This window comes from Enterobacter quasimori, assembly GCF_018597345.1.
GTDB lineage: Bacteria > Pseudomonadota > Gammaproteobacteria > Enterobacterales > Enterobacteriaceae > Enterobacter > Enterobacter mori.
On the sequence record NZ_JAHEVU010000006.1, the window covers coordinates 12,221 to 28,136 of the forward strand.

Sequence of the window (15,916 nt, forward strand, 5' to 3'; positions counted from 1 at the left end):
GGGAGGGTTATGCGTTTCGATACCACGAGCGATATTACATTCCGCAAGCTCAGCATCTTCATGACGTTCATGGAGAAAGGGAATATCGCGCGTACCGCCGAAACGCTGGGCCTGAGCGGGGTCAGCGTGCACCGCGCGCTCCACACGCTGGAAGAGAACGTGCGCTGCCCGCTCTTTACCCACAAGGGCCGAAACCTGATTGCGCTCCCCTCCGCCTGGACGCTGCTGGAGTATTGCCAGGAGGTGATGCAGGTGATGGAGCGCGGGCTGGAAGAGACCCGCAAAATTGCCGGCATCGGCCAGGGGCGGCTGCGCGTGGGTACGCTCTACTCCCTGACGCTGGAAACCGTGCCGCGTCTGATCATGGGCATGAAGCTGCGCCGTCCGGATCTGGAGATGGATCTGACGATGGGCTCCAACGACACCCTGCTCCATATGCTGGATGAAGGCTCGCTGGACGCGATTCTTATCTCCATCTCCGAAAGCGACATCGACCGCAATAGCCTCGAAGTGCTGCCCCTGTTCCACGACGATATTTTCCTTGCCGCACCGGCTTCCGCCACGCTGAATACCCGCGGCCCCGCGGATCTGCGAGATTACAAAGACCAGAAATTTGTCGCGCTTGCAGAAGGGTTCGCCACCTATGCAGGGTTTCAGGAAGCGTTTCATATCGCCGGCTTCGAGCCGGAAATCGTCACGCGCGTTAATGACATTTTCTCGATGCTGAGCCTGGTGCAGGCAGGCGTTGGATTTACGCTGATGCCGGGCAGGATGAAGAAGGTCTACGAGAATTCCGTGCAGCTCCTGAAGCTGGCGGAGCCGTACCAGATGCAGCAGCTGATTGCGATCGTCTTTGCCCGCAACCGCGAGCAGGACCCGAGCCTGCGGGCATTAGCCGCCGAAGGGCGGATGTATGCCCGCAGCCTGCAGGATAATGCCTGAGGCCTTGCCGGGTGACGACGCGATGCGTCTTACCCGGCCAACGTTCGTGCAGTTGTAGGCCCGGTAAGGCGCAGCCGCCACCGGGCAAAATTCTCATCGCTGAAGCCGCTTCGCCAGATGCACCGCCACATCCACCCCGCTGCGCTCCAGCGAAATCGTCTCTCCTTCCCACGCCGCCTGACGCGTCAGGCAGGTCAGCACGCCGCCGGGCGGCATCTCGATCGCCAGCCGGGCTTCGCGTTCATTTGCTGAAATCATCGCCTCCTGCCAGCGCACGGTTCGCGCCATGTTCATCGCCAGATCGTCGGCGATCTTTTCCGGCTGCCACAGCACGCGGCCGGTGCTGCCGCTCAGATAGGCGCAGCGTGGGCGTGAAAGCGTGACGGACTCAAACGCCGTTGCCAGCTTTTGCGCGGGTGCTGCGAGCAGTTCACAGTGCGACGGCACGCTAACCGCCAGCCGCCTGGCCTTACTCGCTCCTTTTGCCAGCGCGCGTTCTGCCACATGCGCCATTCCTTGATCGGCTCCGGCGATGACGATCTGCGTTTCGGCGTTCAGGTTGGCAATATAGGTTCCGGTGCCTTCAATCAGCGTTTCCACCTGCGGCAGGGTGAGCCCCATAATTGCCGTCAGGCCGTAGCCGTGCGGGTACGCCTGTTCCATCAAATCACCGCGCAGCGCCACCAGCCTCAGCGCGTCCGCGAAGTCCAGCGCGCCCGCGACAACCGCCGCAGGATAAGCGCCGATGGACAGCCCGCTGACGATATCCGGCGTCACGCCGCGACGCTCCAGCTCGCGCCCCCAGGCCACGCCTGAAATCAGCAGACACAGCTGAACCGCGCGGGTGTGAGCGAGTGAGGCAGCACTATCCAGCGTATCGACTTTGCTGCCCAGTACCGCACGCGCCTGAGCCAGTTCCGTTCCCGGCAAATTTTGCAGCATACCTTCGTGCTGCGTGCCCTGCCCCGGAAAGGTAAACACTATTTTCATCACTCCTCCCTGCGCCACGGATCCGCCACCAGGCGCGGTCCACGGCAGGTTTTCAGCAGCGTTTTGCCGTCGCGCAGCCACTCTGCCAGCGCAAAGCCACCCTCGGGGGTATCCACCTGCGTATCCGCCCGACACAGCGCCCGGCTAAGCTGAGACTGCCAGCCAGCAAACGCATCAGGGGAAACGGCGCGCGGGGCGCGGATCAGCAGATCAAGATCGCTGTCGGCATGGATCACCGGAATACCGGTCGCCAGCGCGTAGCCGGTGCTGCCGGTAATGCCCCACGTCCACGGCCACGCCTGCTGAGAAAGCTGCAGCGCCACCTGAACGGGTGGCTGGGTAACAAACGGCGAGCGCAGCAGATCGGCCGCAACGCTCAGGTCTTCCGGCGATACCACGCGCAGCACGTTGTCGGGCTTCACCCATCCGGCCGCCCGCTGGTCGCGGCGCAATCCGCGCACGCCAACGGGGATCCGGCCTTCACTATCTACATCACGCCGCACCACCACCGGCAGGCCGGTATGCCAGGCCGACTCCACCCAGGATTCGGCGATGCCTTCCAGCGCGTCGCGCGCGGTAAGCCAGATGAGGTCGTGCGGGCGTAATGTTGTGGTCATAATTACATTCCTGAAGTCAGCGAGATAAACAGCGGCAGCGACAGGATACACAGTACCGAGCTTAACAGCAGCACGGCTTCAGCATCCGGCGACTGCACGCCAAAGCGGTTACCGAACACCACGCCGAAGAAGCCCGCGGAGAGCGCAATCATCAGGATAGCGGTGATCGCCACCGAGCCGTGCAGACCGAAGAGCAGCACAATACCCCAGGCAATCGCTGGCTGAATCAGCAGCTTGGCAATGGTTGACGTAATCACCATGGTGTTGATCTGCAGCTTACGGGCAGAGAGGATCACCCCGGTCAGGAACAGCGCGGCAGCGGTGGCGGACAGTCCCAGCGGTTTAATCGCCGCAAGAATCAGCTCCGGCATTTTGATGCCGATGGCGGAGAGAATCACGCCCAGCAGCGGGCCCATCACGATCGGTTTTTTAATGGAACGCCACATCAGCACCGGCAGCATGGAGAGCGTTGAGCCGGAATTATTCCCCTCGGCGCGCGCTTTTTCACGCTCCAGAATGAGCAGGCAGAACGGGGTCATCAGCACTGAGCCGCAGGCAATAGAGACCGCGACGGAAAGCGACGTGGACGATCCTTCACCCAGCACGCTGCCCAGAATCGGCAGACCGAGCGCCGCGTAGTTTGGCAGGGCAACGGTAAGCGTCAGCACGGCCGCGTCCTGCGGAGATTTCTTAAAGACTTTCGTGGCGAGGAAGTAGATGGCCGCATAGGTGATCCACATCGCCAGGGTGAGCACCAGGATCAGCGGCGACTGCGCCACGATGCCGGTCCACGGGGTTTGCACGGTAGCGCTGAACAGCGCGGCAGGCAGTGCAAAATCCATCACGAAGATATTGAGCAGGGAAACGTTTTTGTTATCGACCATCTTTGCCTTACCGGCCCAGAATCCCAGCAGCATGATGACGAAAATCGGTGCAAGAGCATGAACAATTACGTAAGTCATAAATCACCTGTAGTAAAAAAGTTTAAGCACTGGCGCGATGTTTATTATTTTCAGGATGCAGGCTCCCACGCGGGCGCAGCGGGTGCGCCCACGGGGTGATGCATCTCCGGCAGGTCTCTTTTTACTTACCAGCTGGCGCGCATACGTTCGCGTACGAGCGCCGAGCTGCGGCGGTTGTCAGCACCCAGACGGTTTTTCAGGGTGGTGTCCTGACGAGCATCACTGATGGCCTGTTGCAGGGTGGATTTCACCTGCGTCAGATCGTTATCGGACGGGGCATCCGGGTTGCTGATATCCAGCAGGTTAGAGAGCAGCCCCAGCGTGGCGTAGTTGCTGATGTCATACGCCATGGGCGGAATGGTCGCAGCCAGTTTTTCCAGCGCCTCGACGGTACGCAGCGTGATGCGCGCCGCAGACTCTTTGCCCATCGCGTGGATCAGCACGCCTTTGTCGTTAAAGGCAATCAGGCGGTTGGCCTGGTAGCCGTGCGCCAGGAACGCGCCGGACATCGCCTTGCCGACGATAAGCCCAATCACCGGATGACCGGCCAGACGCGCGTTAGCATACGCGGCAGCGGCTCCCGCCAGCGCCTGATGAATACCAAACGCCTCTTCGCGACGGCCATAGGCCTGGCTTGGGACGTCGATCACCGCCACAATCGGACGCTTCACGGATTTATCAGCATCCGCCGCGACGGTTTCACTGACCACTTTCGCCAGGGTCCAGCCTTCCAGTAGCCCCACTTCCCCTTTCGCCGCGCGCGGGAAGTGGTTGTTGGCATCCGGCACCACGGCGACAAAGCGCACCGCTTCACCGTTCAGCTCGCCGTCTGCCGCCTGCACGGACGGGCACAGTCCCGCGATACGTTTGGCATTCGGGGCGAGGGTTTCCAGCCAGAGCTCGCCACGGCTTTTTGAATTACTCATCATTTCACCTCCCGGGCAAAAAGCGCGTTAATCTGTTCGGCATCGGCCTGTTTGCGGGTGTCGAAATTCGTTAAACGGTTCAGGTAATCGTCGTAGTTGTCGGTGCGGTGTTTCGCGGGAACGCCTTTAGCAATCGCGTCGTTCATCGCCTGTTTCACCGCGTTGATACCGTCGCCGACGAGCGCATCCACCAGACCGCTTTGATAGCGCACTTCGCCGCCGGTCATGCTCCAGATAAACGGACGGTCGCGGGAGTCGTACTCCTCAATGCCCGCCTCCTGCTCGATGACCTGCGGACCGTTGAGGCCAAGACGCGCTTCGCGGGTCACGATCAGGTAGCTGCACAGCGCCGCGGCGATGGACATCCCGCCGAAGCAGCCCACGGTTCCGGCCACAATCCCCACCACCGGGGTGTAGCGGCGCAGGTCAACAATCGCGGCGTGGATATCGGCAATCGCCGCCAGGCCGAGGTTCGCTTCCTGCAGACGCACGCCGCCGGTTTCGAGGCACAGCACCGCCTGCGTCGGAATGCCGTTACGGTTATCTTCCGCCGCCAGCTCCAGCGCCGCCGCCATTTTGGCACCGGACACTTCGCCCATGCTGCCGCCCTGGAACGCGCCTTCAATTGCGACCACGACCGCAGGCTGACCGTTGATGGTGCCTTTTGCGACGACCATGCCGTCATCGGCCTGCGGAACAATCCCCTGCGGCCCAAGCCACGGAGAGATAATGCCTTCAAACGGATCCAGCAGCTCGCGGTAGCTGCCCTCGTCAAGCAGGACCTGCGCGCGCTGGCGCGCTTTTAATTCGATAAAGCTGCTGTCGTTACGCATGGCTCACCCCCTCAAAGACCTGTTCGATGCGAATGCGCGCCACGCCCGGCGTCGCGCCGAAGTCGTGGATGGTCAGTTTGCCTGCGGGCAGGCTGCTGACGGTGTGCAGACGGTTGAACAGCGCCTCCCAGCGACCACGGCTGTTGTCGACAGAAGTGGTGATATCAACGGTTAAGGTCTGGCCCGGTTCGGCGGCGAACAACACCTCCATATCCCCGGAGCCGACGACGCCTGCCAGCGCCCTGCCGCTTACTTCGCGGCTGGCGGGCACGGTCAATGTAATTTTTTCCATAACATCCTCTTAATGCTTTGAATAAGGCGTTTCGACGCGGTCGAGAAACAGCGTGGCGGCAAGCAGGTCGGCAGCGCCGCCCGGTGAAGCGTTGAGCGAGAGCATCTGGCGGTCTAAGCTCGCCAGCGCCTGCTGCCCTGAAAGCGTTGCGCATCCTCCGGCGTTCAGTACCCCACGAGCACCGTTCTGCATGGCGTCCAGCCCCTCCATTCCGGCGCGCGACAGCACGCAGGTGTCGGTGAGTGACGTCATGATCGCCATCAGCGCGTCGAGCCTCGCATGCGTTTCGCTGCTGCCGTTGAGACGGCTGAGGCGAAGCTGCGGCAGCGCGCGCTGCATGACGTGCGGGAACGCCTGCTGCGCCTCTTCGCGCGCGCCCGGCACGCGGTAGCGGTGCGTGGCGCGCAGCCCTTTGCTGAACACTTTCGGTGCCGCATCGTCCGGGAGTCTCGCCAGCTGAGCGGCGGTATTCGCGACGGCCTGCGCAGTCGCCCGCCCGCCCAGCATCGCCACCGCGCTCACCAGCAATCCCAGCGCCCAGATCGCACCACGGTGGGTATTAACCCCGTCGGTGGCTGCCATCATCTGCTGCTCGCCTTCGCGGCCAAGACGGCCAACGCTTTGCCGAAGCGCAATGTCCGCCGGACGCTGCCAGCTCTGCTGCGCCAGCGCCTGAAACGTGGAGGTCAGGCTATGCGCGGAGCGCTCCATCAGCGCAAGCGATAAATCCTGGTGCGCGCCGTTCCCCCGACTGTCCACCAGACCGGGTTTCGGGCTTAAACGTGCTTCGTCAATCAGACACTGCGTGGCGGTTCGCGCCAGCCATTCGGCACCGCCTTCAACCTGAATCTGGGGCAGAAGTTTCATTACCAGCTCCGGAATTTCGCAGGTGGGTTATACAAACCGCCGGACCACTCAACGAGGTCAGACACGCTCCCGGCTGCCAGAAGAGAGCGGGTGGCGTCGGTGCGACGAATCCCCATATCTTCCGGATACACCACTTTGCCGCTCTGGCGCAGTTCCGCCACGCGTTTGGCGTCAACGCCCAGGCCGATATCGGTGATCCCCGCGACGGCGGCAACCATGGCCCGACGCTCTTCCAGATCTTTCGCCCGGTAGAGGTAGGCAATGCCCTCTTCCGTCAGCACGTGCGTCACGTCATCGCCGTAAATCATCACCGGTGCCAGCGGCATGCCGGAGGCTTTCGCCACGTCGACGGCATCGAGTTTTTCCACGAAGGTCGGCTTCACGCCAGCCTGGAAGGTTTCCACCATCTGCACGACCAGTTTTTTACCGCGCTGCATCGGATCCGGCTCGGTGATCATGTTCAGCCAGGCCGGGGTCGCATGACGACGACCGTGCGGGTCATGGCCCATGTTTGGCGCACCGCCGAAGCCGGAAAGACGACCGCGGGTCACGGTTGAGGAGTTGGCGTAGCCGTCAACCTGCAGCGTAGAGCCGATGAACATATCCACCGCGTACTGGCCTGCCAGCTGGCAGAAGGCGCGGTTGGAACGCATAGAGCCGTCGGCACCGGTAAAGAAGACGTCCGGACGGGCGCGGATGTACTCTTCCATCCCCAGCTCGCCGCCGAAGCAGTGCACGCTTTCCACCCAGCCGCTTTCGATGGCGGGGATCAGCGTCGGATGCGGGTTCAGCGTCCAGTGTTTACAGATTTTGCCCTTCAGGCCGAGCTGTTCGCCGTAGGTGGGCAGCAGCAGCTCAATCGCCGCGGTGTTAAAGCCGATGCCGTGATTCAGGGACTGCACCTGATGCTCCGCATAGATGCCTTTGATGGCCATCATCGCCATCAGGATATGTTCCTGCTTGATCAGGCGCGGGTCGCGGGTGAACAGCGGTTCGATAAAGAACGGCTTGTCCGCAACGACCACGTAGTCGATCCAGGAGCCCGGGATATCGACGCGCGGCAGATCGCACTCGTCGTCCACCAGCTCGTTCACCTGCGCGATGACGATGCCGTCGTGGAACGCGGCGGCTTCCACCAGCGCCGGGGTATCTTCGGTACTCGCCCCGGTGTAGAGGTTACCTTTACGGTCCGCTTTAAAACCGGCGATCAGCGCCACGTTGGGGGACAGGTCGACGTAGAGGCGTGAGTAAAGTTCGATGTAGGTGTGAATTGCGCCGATTTCGAGCTGGCCGTCTTCCAGCAGCTGCGAAATGCGCAGGCTTTGTGTCCCGGAGAAGGAGAAGTCCAGCTTGCGGGCGATGCCTTTTTCAAAGATATCCAGATGCTCGCTGCGGCCAACGCTCGGCATGATCATATGCAGGTCGTGGACAATTTGCGGGTTCACTTCGGCCAGCGAGCGGGAAAGGAAATCCGCCTGCTTCTGGTTGTTGCCTTCCAGCACGACTTTGTCGCACGGGGCGATCAGTTTTTCCAGCATGGCGACAAGATCGCCGGTTGGCAGTACTTTGCCCTGCACCGGTACGGACGCCAGACGACGCGCTTTCTCGCTGCGTCGCGTGTTCCATTGCCGGGTGGGTGTTTGCCCAGATAACATTATTAACCTCCTGATTCAGCACATCATTCTGATTTGCTTAACGTTGAGTAAAGTCTGCGCTCTGGCGAGAAAGGCATCAATTAAGCGTAGAGCTGAATCATTAGCCTGAGAGTAATAATCAAGGTAAAGATTTGTGATCGGGATCAGTTCATGGTTCGGAAATCCAGGCTAAACGGGGTACAATTCGGAAGGTATAGTAAATTTCTGACAAGAATCAGCATCGCCCTTATGACCCAAATCATTCCATCAGACTTCGACATAGCAGCCGAAGAGAGCGCAGAGTTCGTGCCCATGCGCGGCGTGGCTAACCCCCACCTGCAAACCATGCTGCCGCGCCTGATCCGCCGCAAGGTGCAGTTCACCCCGCACTGGCAGCGCCTGGATTTGCCGGACGGCGACTTTTTAGATCTCGCCTGGAGCGAAGCGCCGGAGCAGGCCCGACACAAACCTCGCCTGGTGGTGTTTCATGGTCTGGAAGGGAGCCTGCACAGTCCCTACGCCCACGGTTTAATCGAGGCGGCGAAAGCCCGCGGCTGGCTGGCGGTGGTAATGCATTTTCGCGGCTGCAGCGGCGAGCCGAATCGCCAGAAGCGTATTTACCACTCCGGCGAAACCGAAGACGGCACCTGGTTCCTGCACTGGCTGCGAGATAATTTTGGCACGGTGCCAACGGCGGCGGTGGGCTATTCGCTGGGCGGTAATATGCTGGCCTGCCTGCTGGCGAAAGAAGGTGATGCAGTCCCGCTGGATGCCGCTGTTATTGTCTCCGCTCCCTTTATGCTGGAGCAGTGCAGCTACCATATGGAAAAAGGGTTTTCCCGCGTCTATCAGCGCTACCTGCTCAACCTGCTGAAGGCCAACGCCGCGCGCAAGCTGAAGGCCTACCCTGATACCCTGCCGGTTAGCCTGCAGCAGCTCAAGCGCGTGAAGCGTCTGCGCGAGTTTGACGATCTGATTACCTCGAAGATCCACGGTTTTGCCGATGCGATTGACTATTACCGTCAGTGCAGCGCCATGCCGCTATTGAATCAAATCACCACGCCGACGCTAATCATCCACGCCAAAGACGATCCCTTTATGGATCATCACTCCATTCCGGCACCGGAGCATTTACCGGCCAACGTGCAGTATCAGCTCACCGAGTACGGCGGCCACGTTGGCTTTGTTGGCGGCACGCTGCGCAGGCCGAAAATGTGGCTGGAAACCCGCATCCCTGACTGGCTCACCTCTTTTCTGGACGGTAAAAAATGATCATCCCCTGGCAGGATCTCGCTCCCGAAACGCTCGATAATCTGATTGAAAGCTTTGTATTACGTGAAGGCACCGATTATGGTGAACAGGAACGTTCGCTCGAACAAAAGGTCAGCGATGTTAAGCGCCAGCTGAAAAGCGGCGACGTGGTGCTGGTGTGGTCCGAACTGCATGAGACGGTCAATATCATGCCCCGCAACGCGTTTCACGGCTGATCTGTAAACTTTTCCAGTCAGGGAGTTGCTATGTCTGCCAGACATCCGGTTATTGCCGTAACGGGCTCAAGTGGTGCGGGTACCACCACCACCAGCCTCGCCTTTCGCAAGATTTTCGCACAGCTGAATCTCCGGGCGGCAGAAGTGGAGGGCGATAGCTTTCACCGCTATACGCGCCCGGAAATGGACATGGCCATCCGCAAGGCGCGCGATCTGGGCAAGCACATCAGCTATTTTGGGCCGGAAGCCAACGATTTCAGCCTGCTGGAACAAACCTTCCGCGAATACGGGCAGAGTGGGACAGGGCAGTCCCGCAAATACCTGCACACCTACGACGAAGCGGTTCCCTGGAATCAGGTGCCGGGGACGTTCACCCCGTGGCAGCCGCTGCCGGAGCCGACCGACGTGCTGTTTTACGAAGGGCTACACGGCGGCGTGGTCACGCCTCAACACGACGTCGCGCGTCACGTGGATCTGCTGGTCGGCGTGGTGCCGATTGTTAACCTTGAATGGATCCAGAAGCTGACGCGTGACATGAGCGAGCGCGGGCATTCTCGCGAAGCGGTGATGGACTCGGTGGTGCGCTCCATGGAGGATTACATCAACTTCCTGACGCCGCAGTTCTCCCGCACCCACATCAACTTCCAGCGCGTGCCGACGGTGGATACCTCCAACCCGTTTGCCGCCAAAAGCATCCCGTCGCTGGATGAGAGCTTTGTGGTGATCCATTTCCGCAATCTCGAAGGCATTGATTACCCCTGGCTGCTGGCGATGCTGCAGGGCTCGTTTATTTCACACATGAATACGTTAGTGGTGCCGGGTGGAAAAATGGGGCTGGCGATGGAGCTCATCATGACGCCGCTGGTGGAGCGACTGATGGAGGGGAAGCAGATTGCGTGACGTCTGTTGCCGGATGGCGCTTCGCTTATCCGGCCTACGTTCGTGCAGTTGTAGGCCCGGTAAGCGCAGCGCCACCGGGCTTTGTTTTTAAGCCTCGATCACTTCATACGAATGCGTGATTTTTACCGCTTTCTCCAGCATTAACGCCACAGAGCAGTATTTCTCCGCAGAAAGGTCTACGGCGCGTGATACTGCGGCATCTTTCAGTTCTTTACCGGTCACGATAAAGTGCAGATTAATGTGCGTGAACAGGCGTGGCGCCTCTTCGCGGCGTTCGGAAGTAAGCTTCACTTCGCAATCGGTCACATCATGACGACCTTTTTGCAAAATCGACACCACGTCAATTGCGCTGCATCCGCCCGCCGCCATCAGCACCATCTCCATCGGGCTTGGGGCTTTGTCGCCGGAGTTACCGTCCATCAAAATCTGATGTCCAGAAGCGGATTCGCCCAGGAACGTTAAACCTTCAACCCATTTCACACGCGCTTGCATATTCATTAACTCCAACGTTGCATTTTTGGTGACAGATTACGCGTGCATTACATTTCTCGCAACGGAAGGCGACCTGCATCATGCTGAAGCGAGACACCAGGAGACACGCGGCAAAAGCTATGCTAAAACACTCTGGATGCTACAGTAATACATTGACGTTACACATGTATGCAGAGGACATCAAACTTTACTGGCTGCGAAACGTTACGACAGCCGACTTCCCAGGGTATGGGTAAGAATTCGATTGCAACCCCAGAGTCCGGATGCATCTTATGACTCTGGTGACAGCTTATAACAGAGGATAACAGCGCATGGTGCTTGGCAAACCGCAAACAGACCCGACTCTCGAATGGTTCTTGTCTCATTGCCACATTCATAAGTACCCATCGAAGAGCACGCTGATTCACCAGGGTGAAAAAGCGGAAACGTTGTATTACATCGTTAAAGGCTCGGTGGCAGTGCTGATCAAAGATGAAGAAGGGAAAGAGATGATCCTTTCTTATCTGAACCAGGGCGATTTCATCGGTGAACTGGGCCTGTTTGAAGAGGGCCAGGAACGTAGCGCCTGGGTTCGTGCAAAGACAGCATGTGAAGTGGCTGAAATTTCTTACAAGAAATTCCGTCAGCTGATTCAGGTTAACCCTGACATCCTGATGCGTCTTTCTTCCCAGATGGCGCGCCGTCTGCAGGTGACGTCTGAGAAAGTGGGTAACCTCGCCTTCCTGGACGTGACCGGCCGTATCGCGCAGACCCTGCTGAACCTGGCGAAACAGCCAGACGCCATGACCCACCCTGACGGCATGCAAATTAAAATTACCCGCCAGGAAATTGGTCAGATCGTCGGTTGCTCCCGTGAAACAGTGGGCCGTATCCTGAAAATGCTGGAAGACCAGAACCTGATCTCCGCCCACGGTAAAACCATCGTGGTTTACGGAACGCGTTAATTCCGCTCAAACGGCGTGCCATCGCAAGGTGTCACGCCGTTTTTGTCTCTACTCCCCATGTGGCGCAGGCTGATCTATCACCCGGAAGTTAACTACGCACTGCGACAAACGCTGGTGTTGTGCCTTCCTGTGGCCGTGGGCCTGATCCTCGGACACCTCCAGCAAGGCCTGCTGTTTTCCCTCGTGCCCGCCTGCTGCAACATCGCCGGTCTGGACACGCCGCATAAGCGCTTTTTCAAACGCCTGATTATCGGCGGCTGCCTGTTTGCTGGCTGTAGCCTCGCCGTACAGCTTTTACTGGCTCGGGATATCCCGCTGCCGCTGATCCTGACCGTGCTGGCGATGACGCTTGGCGTGACGGCGGAAATCAGCTCGCTGCACGCGCGCCTGCTGCCCGCCTCGCTGATTGCGGCTATCTTCACCCTGAGCCTCGCCGGGAATATGCCGGTGTGGGAGCCACTGCTGATCTACGCCCTTGGCACGCTCTGGTACGGGGTGTTTAACTGGTTCTGGTTTTGGCTCTGGCGGGAACAGCCGCTGCGTGAATCCCTGAGCCTGCTCTATGTGCAGCTTGCGGATTACTGTGAAGCCAAATACACCCTGCTCACCCAGCATACCGACCCGGAGAAATCCCTACCGCCGCTGCTGACGCGCCAGCAAAAGGTTGTCGACCTGATAAGCCAGTGCTACCAGCAGCTGCACATGCTTGCCGCCAACAAGAACCACGAATACAAACGGCTGCTGCGCACTTTCCAGGTGGGGCTGGACCTGCAGGAGCATATCTCCGTTAGCCTTCACCACCCGCAGGAGGTACAAAAGCTGGTAGAGCGCAGCCATGCCGAAGCGGTGATCCGCTGGAACGCCCAGACCGTCGCCGCGCGGCTTAGGGTACTGGCTGACGATATTCTCTATCACCGCTACCCCACGCGTTTTAACATGGATAAACAGCTCGGCGCGCTGGAGAAAATCGCCCGTCAGCATCCGGATAACCCGGTAGGCCAGTTTGCCGCCTGGCACTTCAGCCGCATCGCCCGCGTGTTGCGCACGCAGCGCCCGCTTTATCCGCGCGACCTGATGGCGGATAAGCAGAAACGTCTGCCGCTGCTGCCCGCGCTCAAAAGCTATCTGTCACTGAAATCCGCCGCCCTGCGCAACGCGGCGCGGATAAGCGTGATGCTGAGCATTGCCAGCCTGATGGGCATGGCGCTGCACCTGCCGAAACCCTACTGGATCTTAATGACCGTGCTGTTTGTCACGCAGAACGGCTACGGGGCCACGCGAGTGCGTATCTTCCACCGGGCTGGCGGAACGCTAGCCGGGCTGATTATTGCGGGCGTGACGCTTCACTTCCACGTGCCGGAAGGCTATACGCTGGTCGGGATGCTGGCGATCACCATGGTGAGCTATCTGATCATCCGTAAAAATTACGGCTGGGCGATGGTGGGCTTTACGGTCACGGCGGTGTACACCCTGCAGCTGCTCACGCTCAACGGCGAGCAGTTTATCGTGGCTCGTCTGGTCGATACGCTGATTGGCTGCCTGATTGCCTTCGGCGGTATGGTCTGGCTGTGGCCGCAGTGGCAAAGCGGATTGCTCAGGCAGAACGCCCATGACGCGCTGGAAGCTGACCAGCAGGCCATTCGCCTGATCCTCAGCGACGATCCGCAGCCCTCCCCGCTGGCTTACCAGCGGATGAAGGTCAACCAGGCGCATAACGCGCTGTTTAACTCGCTCAATCAGGCGATGCAGGAGCCGGGGTTTAACTCGCACTATCTTGCAGACATGAAGCTGTGGGTGACGCACAGCCAGTTTATCGTCGAGCACATTAACGCCATGACCACGCTGGCGCGCGAGCACACGATGCTGACGCCGGATCTGGCGCAGCGCTATTTGCAGTCGTGTGAAATTGCGTTGCAGAGGTGTCAGCAGCGTCTGGAGTATGACTCGCCGGGTGAATCGGGAGATTCGAATATTCTGGAAGCGCCTGAAACGCTGACCCACGGGCCGATGAGCACCCTTGAGCAGCATCTGCAGCGCGTTTTGAGGCATTTGAACACCATGCACACCATTTCATCGGTGGCATGGCGTCAGCGCCCGCATCACGGGATTTGGTTAACGCGCCGGTTAAAGCGAACCGAGTATTAGACTTTAACGATCTTCGCGACCGCCGCGGCAAAGCGGGTTAATCCATCTTCAATATCTTTATCTTCCACCACCAGCGACGGCGCAAAGCGCATCACGTCAGGTCCGGCATTGAGCACCATTACCCCTTCGTGCGCGGCGGCGTGCAGGAAATCACGCGCGCGGCCTTTGAACTGCGGCTTCAGCTCGGCGCCAATCAGCAGCCCCATGCCGCGGATCTCGCTGAAAACATCATATTCATCGTTAATCTGCTGGAGATGCTTCACGAACAGCTCACGCTTCGCGCTAACGCCGTTCAGCACCTCAGGCGTATTGATAATATCAAACGCGGCACCCGCCACGGCGCTCGCCAGCGGGTTGCCGCCGTAGGTAGAGCCGTGAGAGCCGACGTGGAACGCGGAGGCAATCTCCTGCGTCGTCAGTACCGCACTCACCGGGAAACCGCCGCCGAGCGCTTTGGCGCTGGTCAGGATGTCCGGCGTCACGCCGTAGTGCATATAGGCAAACAGATCCCCGGTGCGCCCCATGCCGCACTGCACTTCATCAAAGACCAGCAGCGCCTGATGCTCGTCACACAGTTCGCGCAGGCCTTTCAGGAATTCCGGCGTCGCTGCGGTCACGCCGCCTTCGCCCTGAATAGGCTCGACCACCACCGCGCAGGTGTGGTCGTCCATTACCGCTTTCACGGCATGCAGATCGTTAAACGGCACGTGGACAATGTCTGCCGGTTTCGGGCCAAAGCCGTCTGAATACTTCGGCTGGCCGCCAACGGAGACGGTAAAGAAGGAGCGTCCGTGGAAGGCATTGTGGAAGGCGATAATTTTGGTTTTGTACGGGCTGTGGCGCGTGGTGGCGTAGTAGCGCGCCAGCTTAAAGGCGGTTTCGTTGGCTTCGGTGCCGGAGTTCATAAACAGCACGCGCTCGGCAAACGTGGCATCGATGATCTTACGCCCCAGGCGCAGCGCCGGTTCGTTGGTGAACACGTTGCTGGTGTGCCACAGGGTTTCGCCCTGGGTTTTCAGCGCCTCCACCAGCGCGGGATGGCAATGGCCCAGCGCCGTCACCGCAATCCCGCCCGCGAAATCAACATACTCTTTGCCCTGCTGATCCCAGACGCGGCTGCCTTTTCCCTTCACCGGGATAAACTCAGCCGGTGCATAAATCGGCAGGATCACTTCATCAAATGTTGCACGGGTAATTGCTGGTTGTTCAGTTGCCATGTCATGACCATCCATTTTTATGTCACAGTGATTGTGAAAATATACTCACAAAATATGCATAAAAAATCAAAGCAAGGCAACAGATATTCAGCGATTGAGGAAATTTGCCAGCAGCGCGTGTCCCTGCTCGCTGAGGATGCTTTCCGGATGGAATTGCACGCCTTCGAGATCCCACTCGCGGTGGCGAATCCCCATGATCTCCTGCGTCTCGCTCCAGGCGGTGACCTCAAAGCAGGCGGGCAGCGTCGGTGGGTCAATGACCAGAGAATGGTAGCGCGTCACGGTTAACGGATTATTAAGCCCCGTGAATACGCCCGTGCCGGTGTGGGTGACCGGAGAGGTTTTCCCGTGCATCACTTTCGCAGCGCGCACGATGGTGGCACCAAACGCCTGGGCAATGGCCTGATGGCCCAGGCAGACGCCCAGGATCGGCAGTTTGCCTGCATAGTCGCGGATAACCTCCAGAGAAATGCCCGATTCCGAGGGCGTACACGGCCCCGGCGAAATGACGATTTTCTGCGGGGCCAGCGTATCGATATCGGCCAGGGTGAGGTCATCATTACGGCGGACAACCACCTCTGCACCCAGTTCACAAAAATACTGGTAAAGGTTCCAGGTGAAGGAATCGTAGTTATCAATCAGCAGAATCATGGCGGCTCCCGAAAAAA

17 protein-coding genes are annotated in these 15,916 nt (G+C 59.3%); 6 read left to right on the top strand and 11 right to left on the bottom strand.

Features of this window, described 5'->3' with window-relative positions:
* The first annotated feature begins 9 nt into the window (after positions 1-9).
* Positions 10-942, top strand: a complete 933-nt coding sequence (locus tag KK102_RS19450; RefSeq protein WP_126545820.1) for a LysR family transcriptional regulator — start codon at positions 10-12, stop codon at positions 940-942.
* A gap of 93 nt (positions 943-1,035) precedes the next feature.
* Here the strand turns inward: KK102_RS19450 and mdcH are convergent, their stop codons facing one another.
* The 8 genes from mdcH to mdcA all read right to left on the bottom strand — a co-directional run bounded on the left by mdcH (position 1,036) and on the right by mdcA (position 8,084).
* On the bottom strand, positions 1,036-1,932 hold the full coding sequence (gene mdcH / locus KK102_RS19455) for a malonate decarboxylase subunit epsilon (protein WP_216358249.1): 897 nt from the start codon (positions 1,930-1,932) through the stop codon (positions 1,036-1,038).
* Positions 1,932-2,549 (bottom strand): malonate decarboxylase holo-ACP synthase, encoded by a 618-nt coding sequence (locus KK102_RS19460; RefSeq protein WP_126545822.1) that lies wholly within the window; start codon positions 2,547-2,549, stop codon positions 1,932-1,934. The genes mdcH and KK102_RS19460 overlap by 1 nt, the downstream gene beginning before the upstream one ends.
* A 2-nt stretch (positions 2,550-2,551) precedes the next feature.
* On the bottom strand, positions 2,552-3,511 hold the full coding sequence (locus tag KK102_RS19465; RefSeq protein WP_126545823.1) for an AEC family transporter: 960 nt from the start codon (positions 3,509-3,511) through the stop codon (positions 2,552-2,554).
* A gap of 125 nt (positions 3,512-3,636) precedes the next feature.
* Positions 3,637-4,437 (bottom strand): biotin-independent malonate decarboxylase subunit gamma, encoded by an 801-nt coding sequence (gene mdcE, locus KK102_RS19470; RefSeq protein WP_216358250.1) that lies wholly within the window; start codon positions 4,435-4,437, stop codon positions 3,637-3,639.
* Positions 4,437-5,270 carry a biotin-independent malonate decarboxylase subunit beta gene (locus KK102_RS19475; RefSeq protein ID WP_216358251.1) on the bottom strand — a complete coding sequence of 278 codons (834 nt, stop codon included), beginning with the start codon at positions 5,268-5,270 and terminating at the stop codon, positions 4,437-4,439. Before KK102_RS19475 ends, mdcE begins: the two co-directional genes overlap by 1 nt.
* Positions 5,263-5,562, bottom strand: a complete 300-nt coding sequence (gene mdcC, locus KK102_RS19480) for a malonate decarboxylase acyl carrier protein (RefSeq protein ID WP_010436321.1) — start codon at positions 5,560-5,562, stop codon at positions 5,263-5,265. The genes KK102_RS19475 and mdcC overlap by 8 nt, the downstream gene beginning before the upstream one ends.
* Positions 5,563-5,571: 9 nt before the next feature.
* The gene (locus KK102_RS19485; protein ID WP_216358252.1) at positions 5,572-6,429 is read right to left on the bottom strand and encodes a triphosphoribosyl-dephospho-CoA synthase; all 858 of its coding nucleotides are present in this window, start codon (positions 6,427-6,429) and stop codon (positions 5,572-5,574) included.
* Entirely contained in the window at positions 6,429-8,084 is a 1,656-nt protein-coding gene (gene mdcA / locus KK102_RS19490; RefSeq protein ID WP_216358253.1) for a malonate decarboxylase subunit alpha, read from the bottom strand. The genes KK102_RS19485 and mdcA overlap by 1 nt, the downstream gene beginning before the upstream one ends.
* A 228-nt stretch (positions 8,085-8,312) precedes the next feature.
* Between mdcA and KK102_RS19495 the strand changes: the two genes are divergently transcribed.
* Genes KK102_RS19495 through KK102_RS19505 form a run of 3 tightly spaced genes read left to right on the top strand, consistent with a single transcriptional unit; the run spans position 8,313 to position 10,450 of the window.
* Entirely contained in the window at positions 8,313-9,335 is a 1,023-nt protein-coding gene (locus KK102_RS19495) for a hydrolase (protein WP_089598579.1), read from the top strand.
* Complete coding sequence (locus KK102_RS19500) at positions 9,332-9,550, top strand: YheU family protein (protein ID WP_126545829.1); 219 nt, start codon at positions 9,332-9,334, stop codon at positions 9,548-9,550. Before KK102_RS19495 ends, KK102_RS19500 begins: the two co-directional genes overlap by 4 nt.
* 30 nt (positions 9,551-9,580) lie before the next feature.
* Positions 9,581-10,450, top strand: a complete 870-nt coding sequence (locus KK102_RS19505) for a phosphoribulokinase (protein ID WP_216358254.1) — start codon at positions 9,581-9,583, stop codon at positions 10,448-10,450.
* Between the two features lie 87 nt (positions 10,451-10,537).
* Here KK102_RS19505 and KK102_RS19510 read toward each other — a convergent pair whose 3' ends face one another.
* Entirely contained in the window at positions 10,538-10,942 is a 405-nt protein-coding gene (locus KK102_RS19510) for an OsmC family protein (RefSeq protein WP_010436331.1), read from the bottom strand.
* A 311-nt stretch (positions 10,943-11,253) separates the two neighbouring features.
* Here KK102_RS19510 and crp point away from each other — a divergent pair, with 311 nt between their 5' ends.
* Together crp and KK102_RS19520 are read left to right on the top strand one after the other, a co-directional pair.
* A complete protein-coding gene (crp, locus tag KK102_RS19515) occupies positions 11,254-11,886 on the top strand; it encodes a cAMP-activated global transcriptional regulator CRP (RefSeq protein WP_000242758.1) in 633 nt (210 codons plus the stop codon).
* Between the two features lie 57 nt (positions 11,887-11,943).
* Positions 11,944-14,031, top strand: a complete 2,088-nt coding sequence (locus KK102_RS19520) for a YccS/YhfK family putative transporter (RefSeq protein WP_216358317.1) — start codon at positions 11,944-11,946, stop codon at positions 14,029-14,031.
* Here the strand turns inward: KK102_RS19520 and argD are convergent.
* Both argD and pabA read right to left on the bottom strand, forming a co-directional pair.
* Positions 14,028-15,248: a bifunctional acetylornithine/succinyldiaminopimelate transaminase gene (gene argD, locus KK102_RS19525; protein WP_216358255.1), complete on the bottom strand. Its 1,221-nt coding sequence runs from the start codon at positions 15,246-15,248 to the stop codon at positions 14,028-14,030. The genes KK102_RS19520 and argD overlap by 4 nt on opposite strands.
* Positions 15,249-15,335: 87 nt before the next feature.
* Positions 15,336-15,899 carry an aminodeoxychorismate synthase component 2 gene (pabA, locus tag KK102_RS19530; protein ID WP_126545830.1) on the bottom strand — a complete coding sequence of 188 codons (564 nt, stop codon included), beginning with the start codon at positions 15,897-15,899 and terminating at the stop codon, positions 15,336-15,338.
* Between the last annotated feature and the right edge of the window lie 17 nt (positions 15,900-15,916).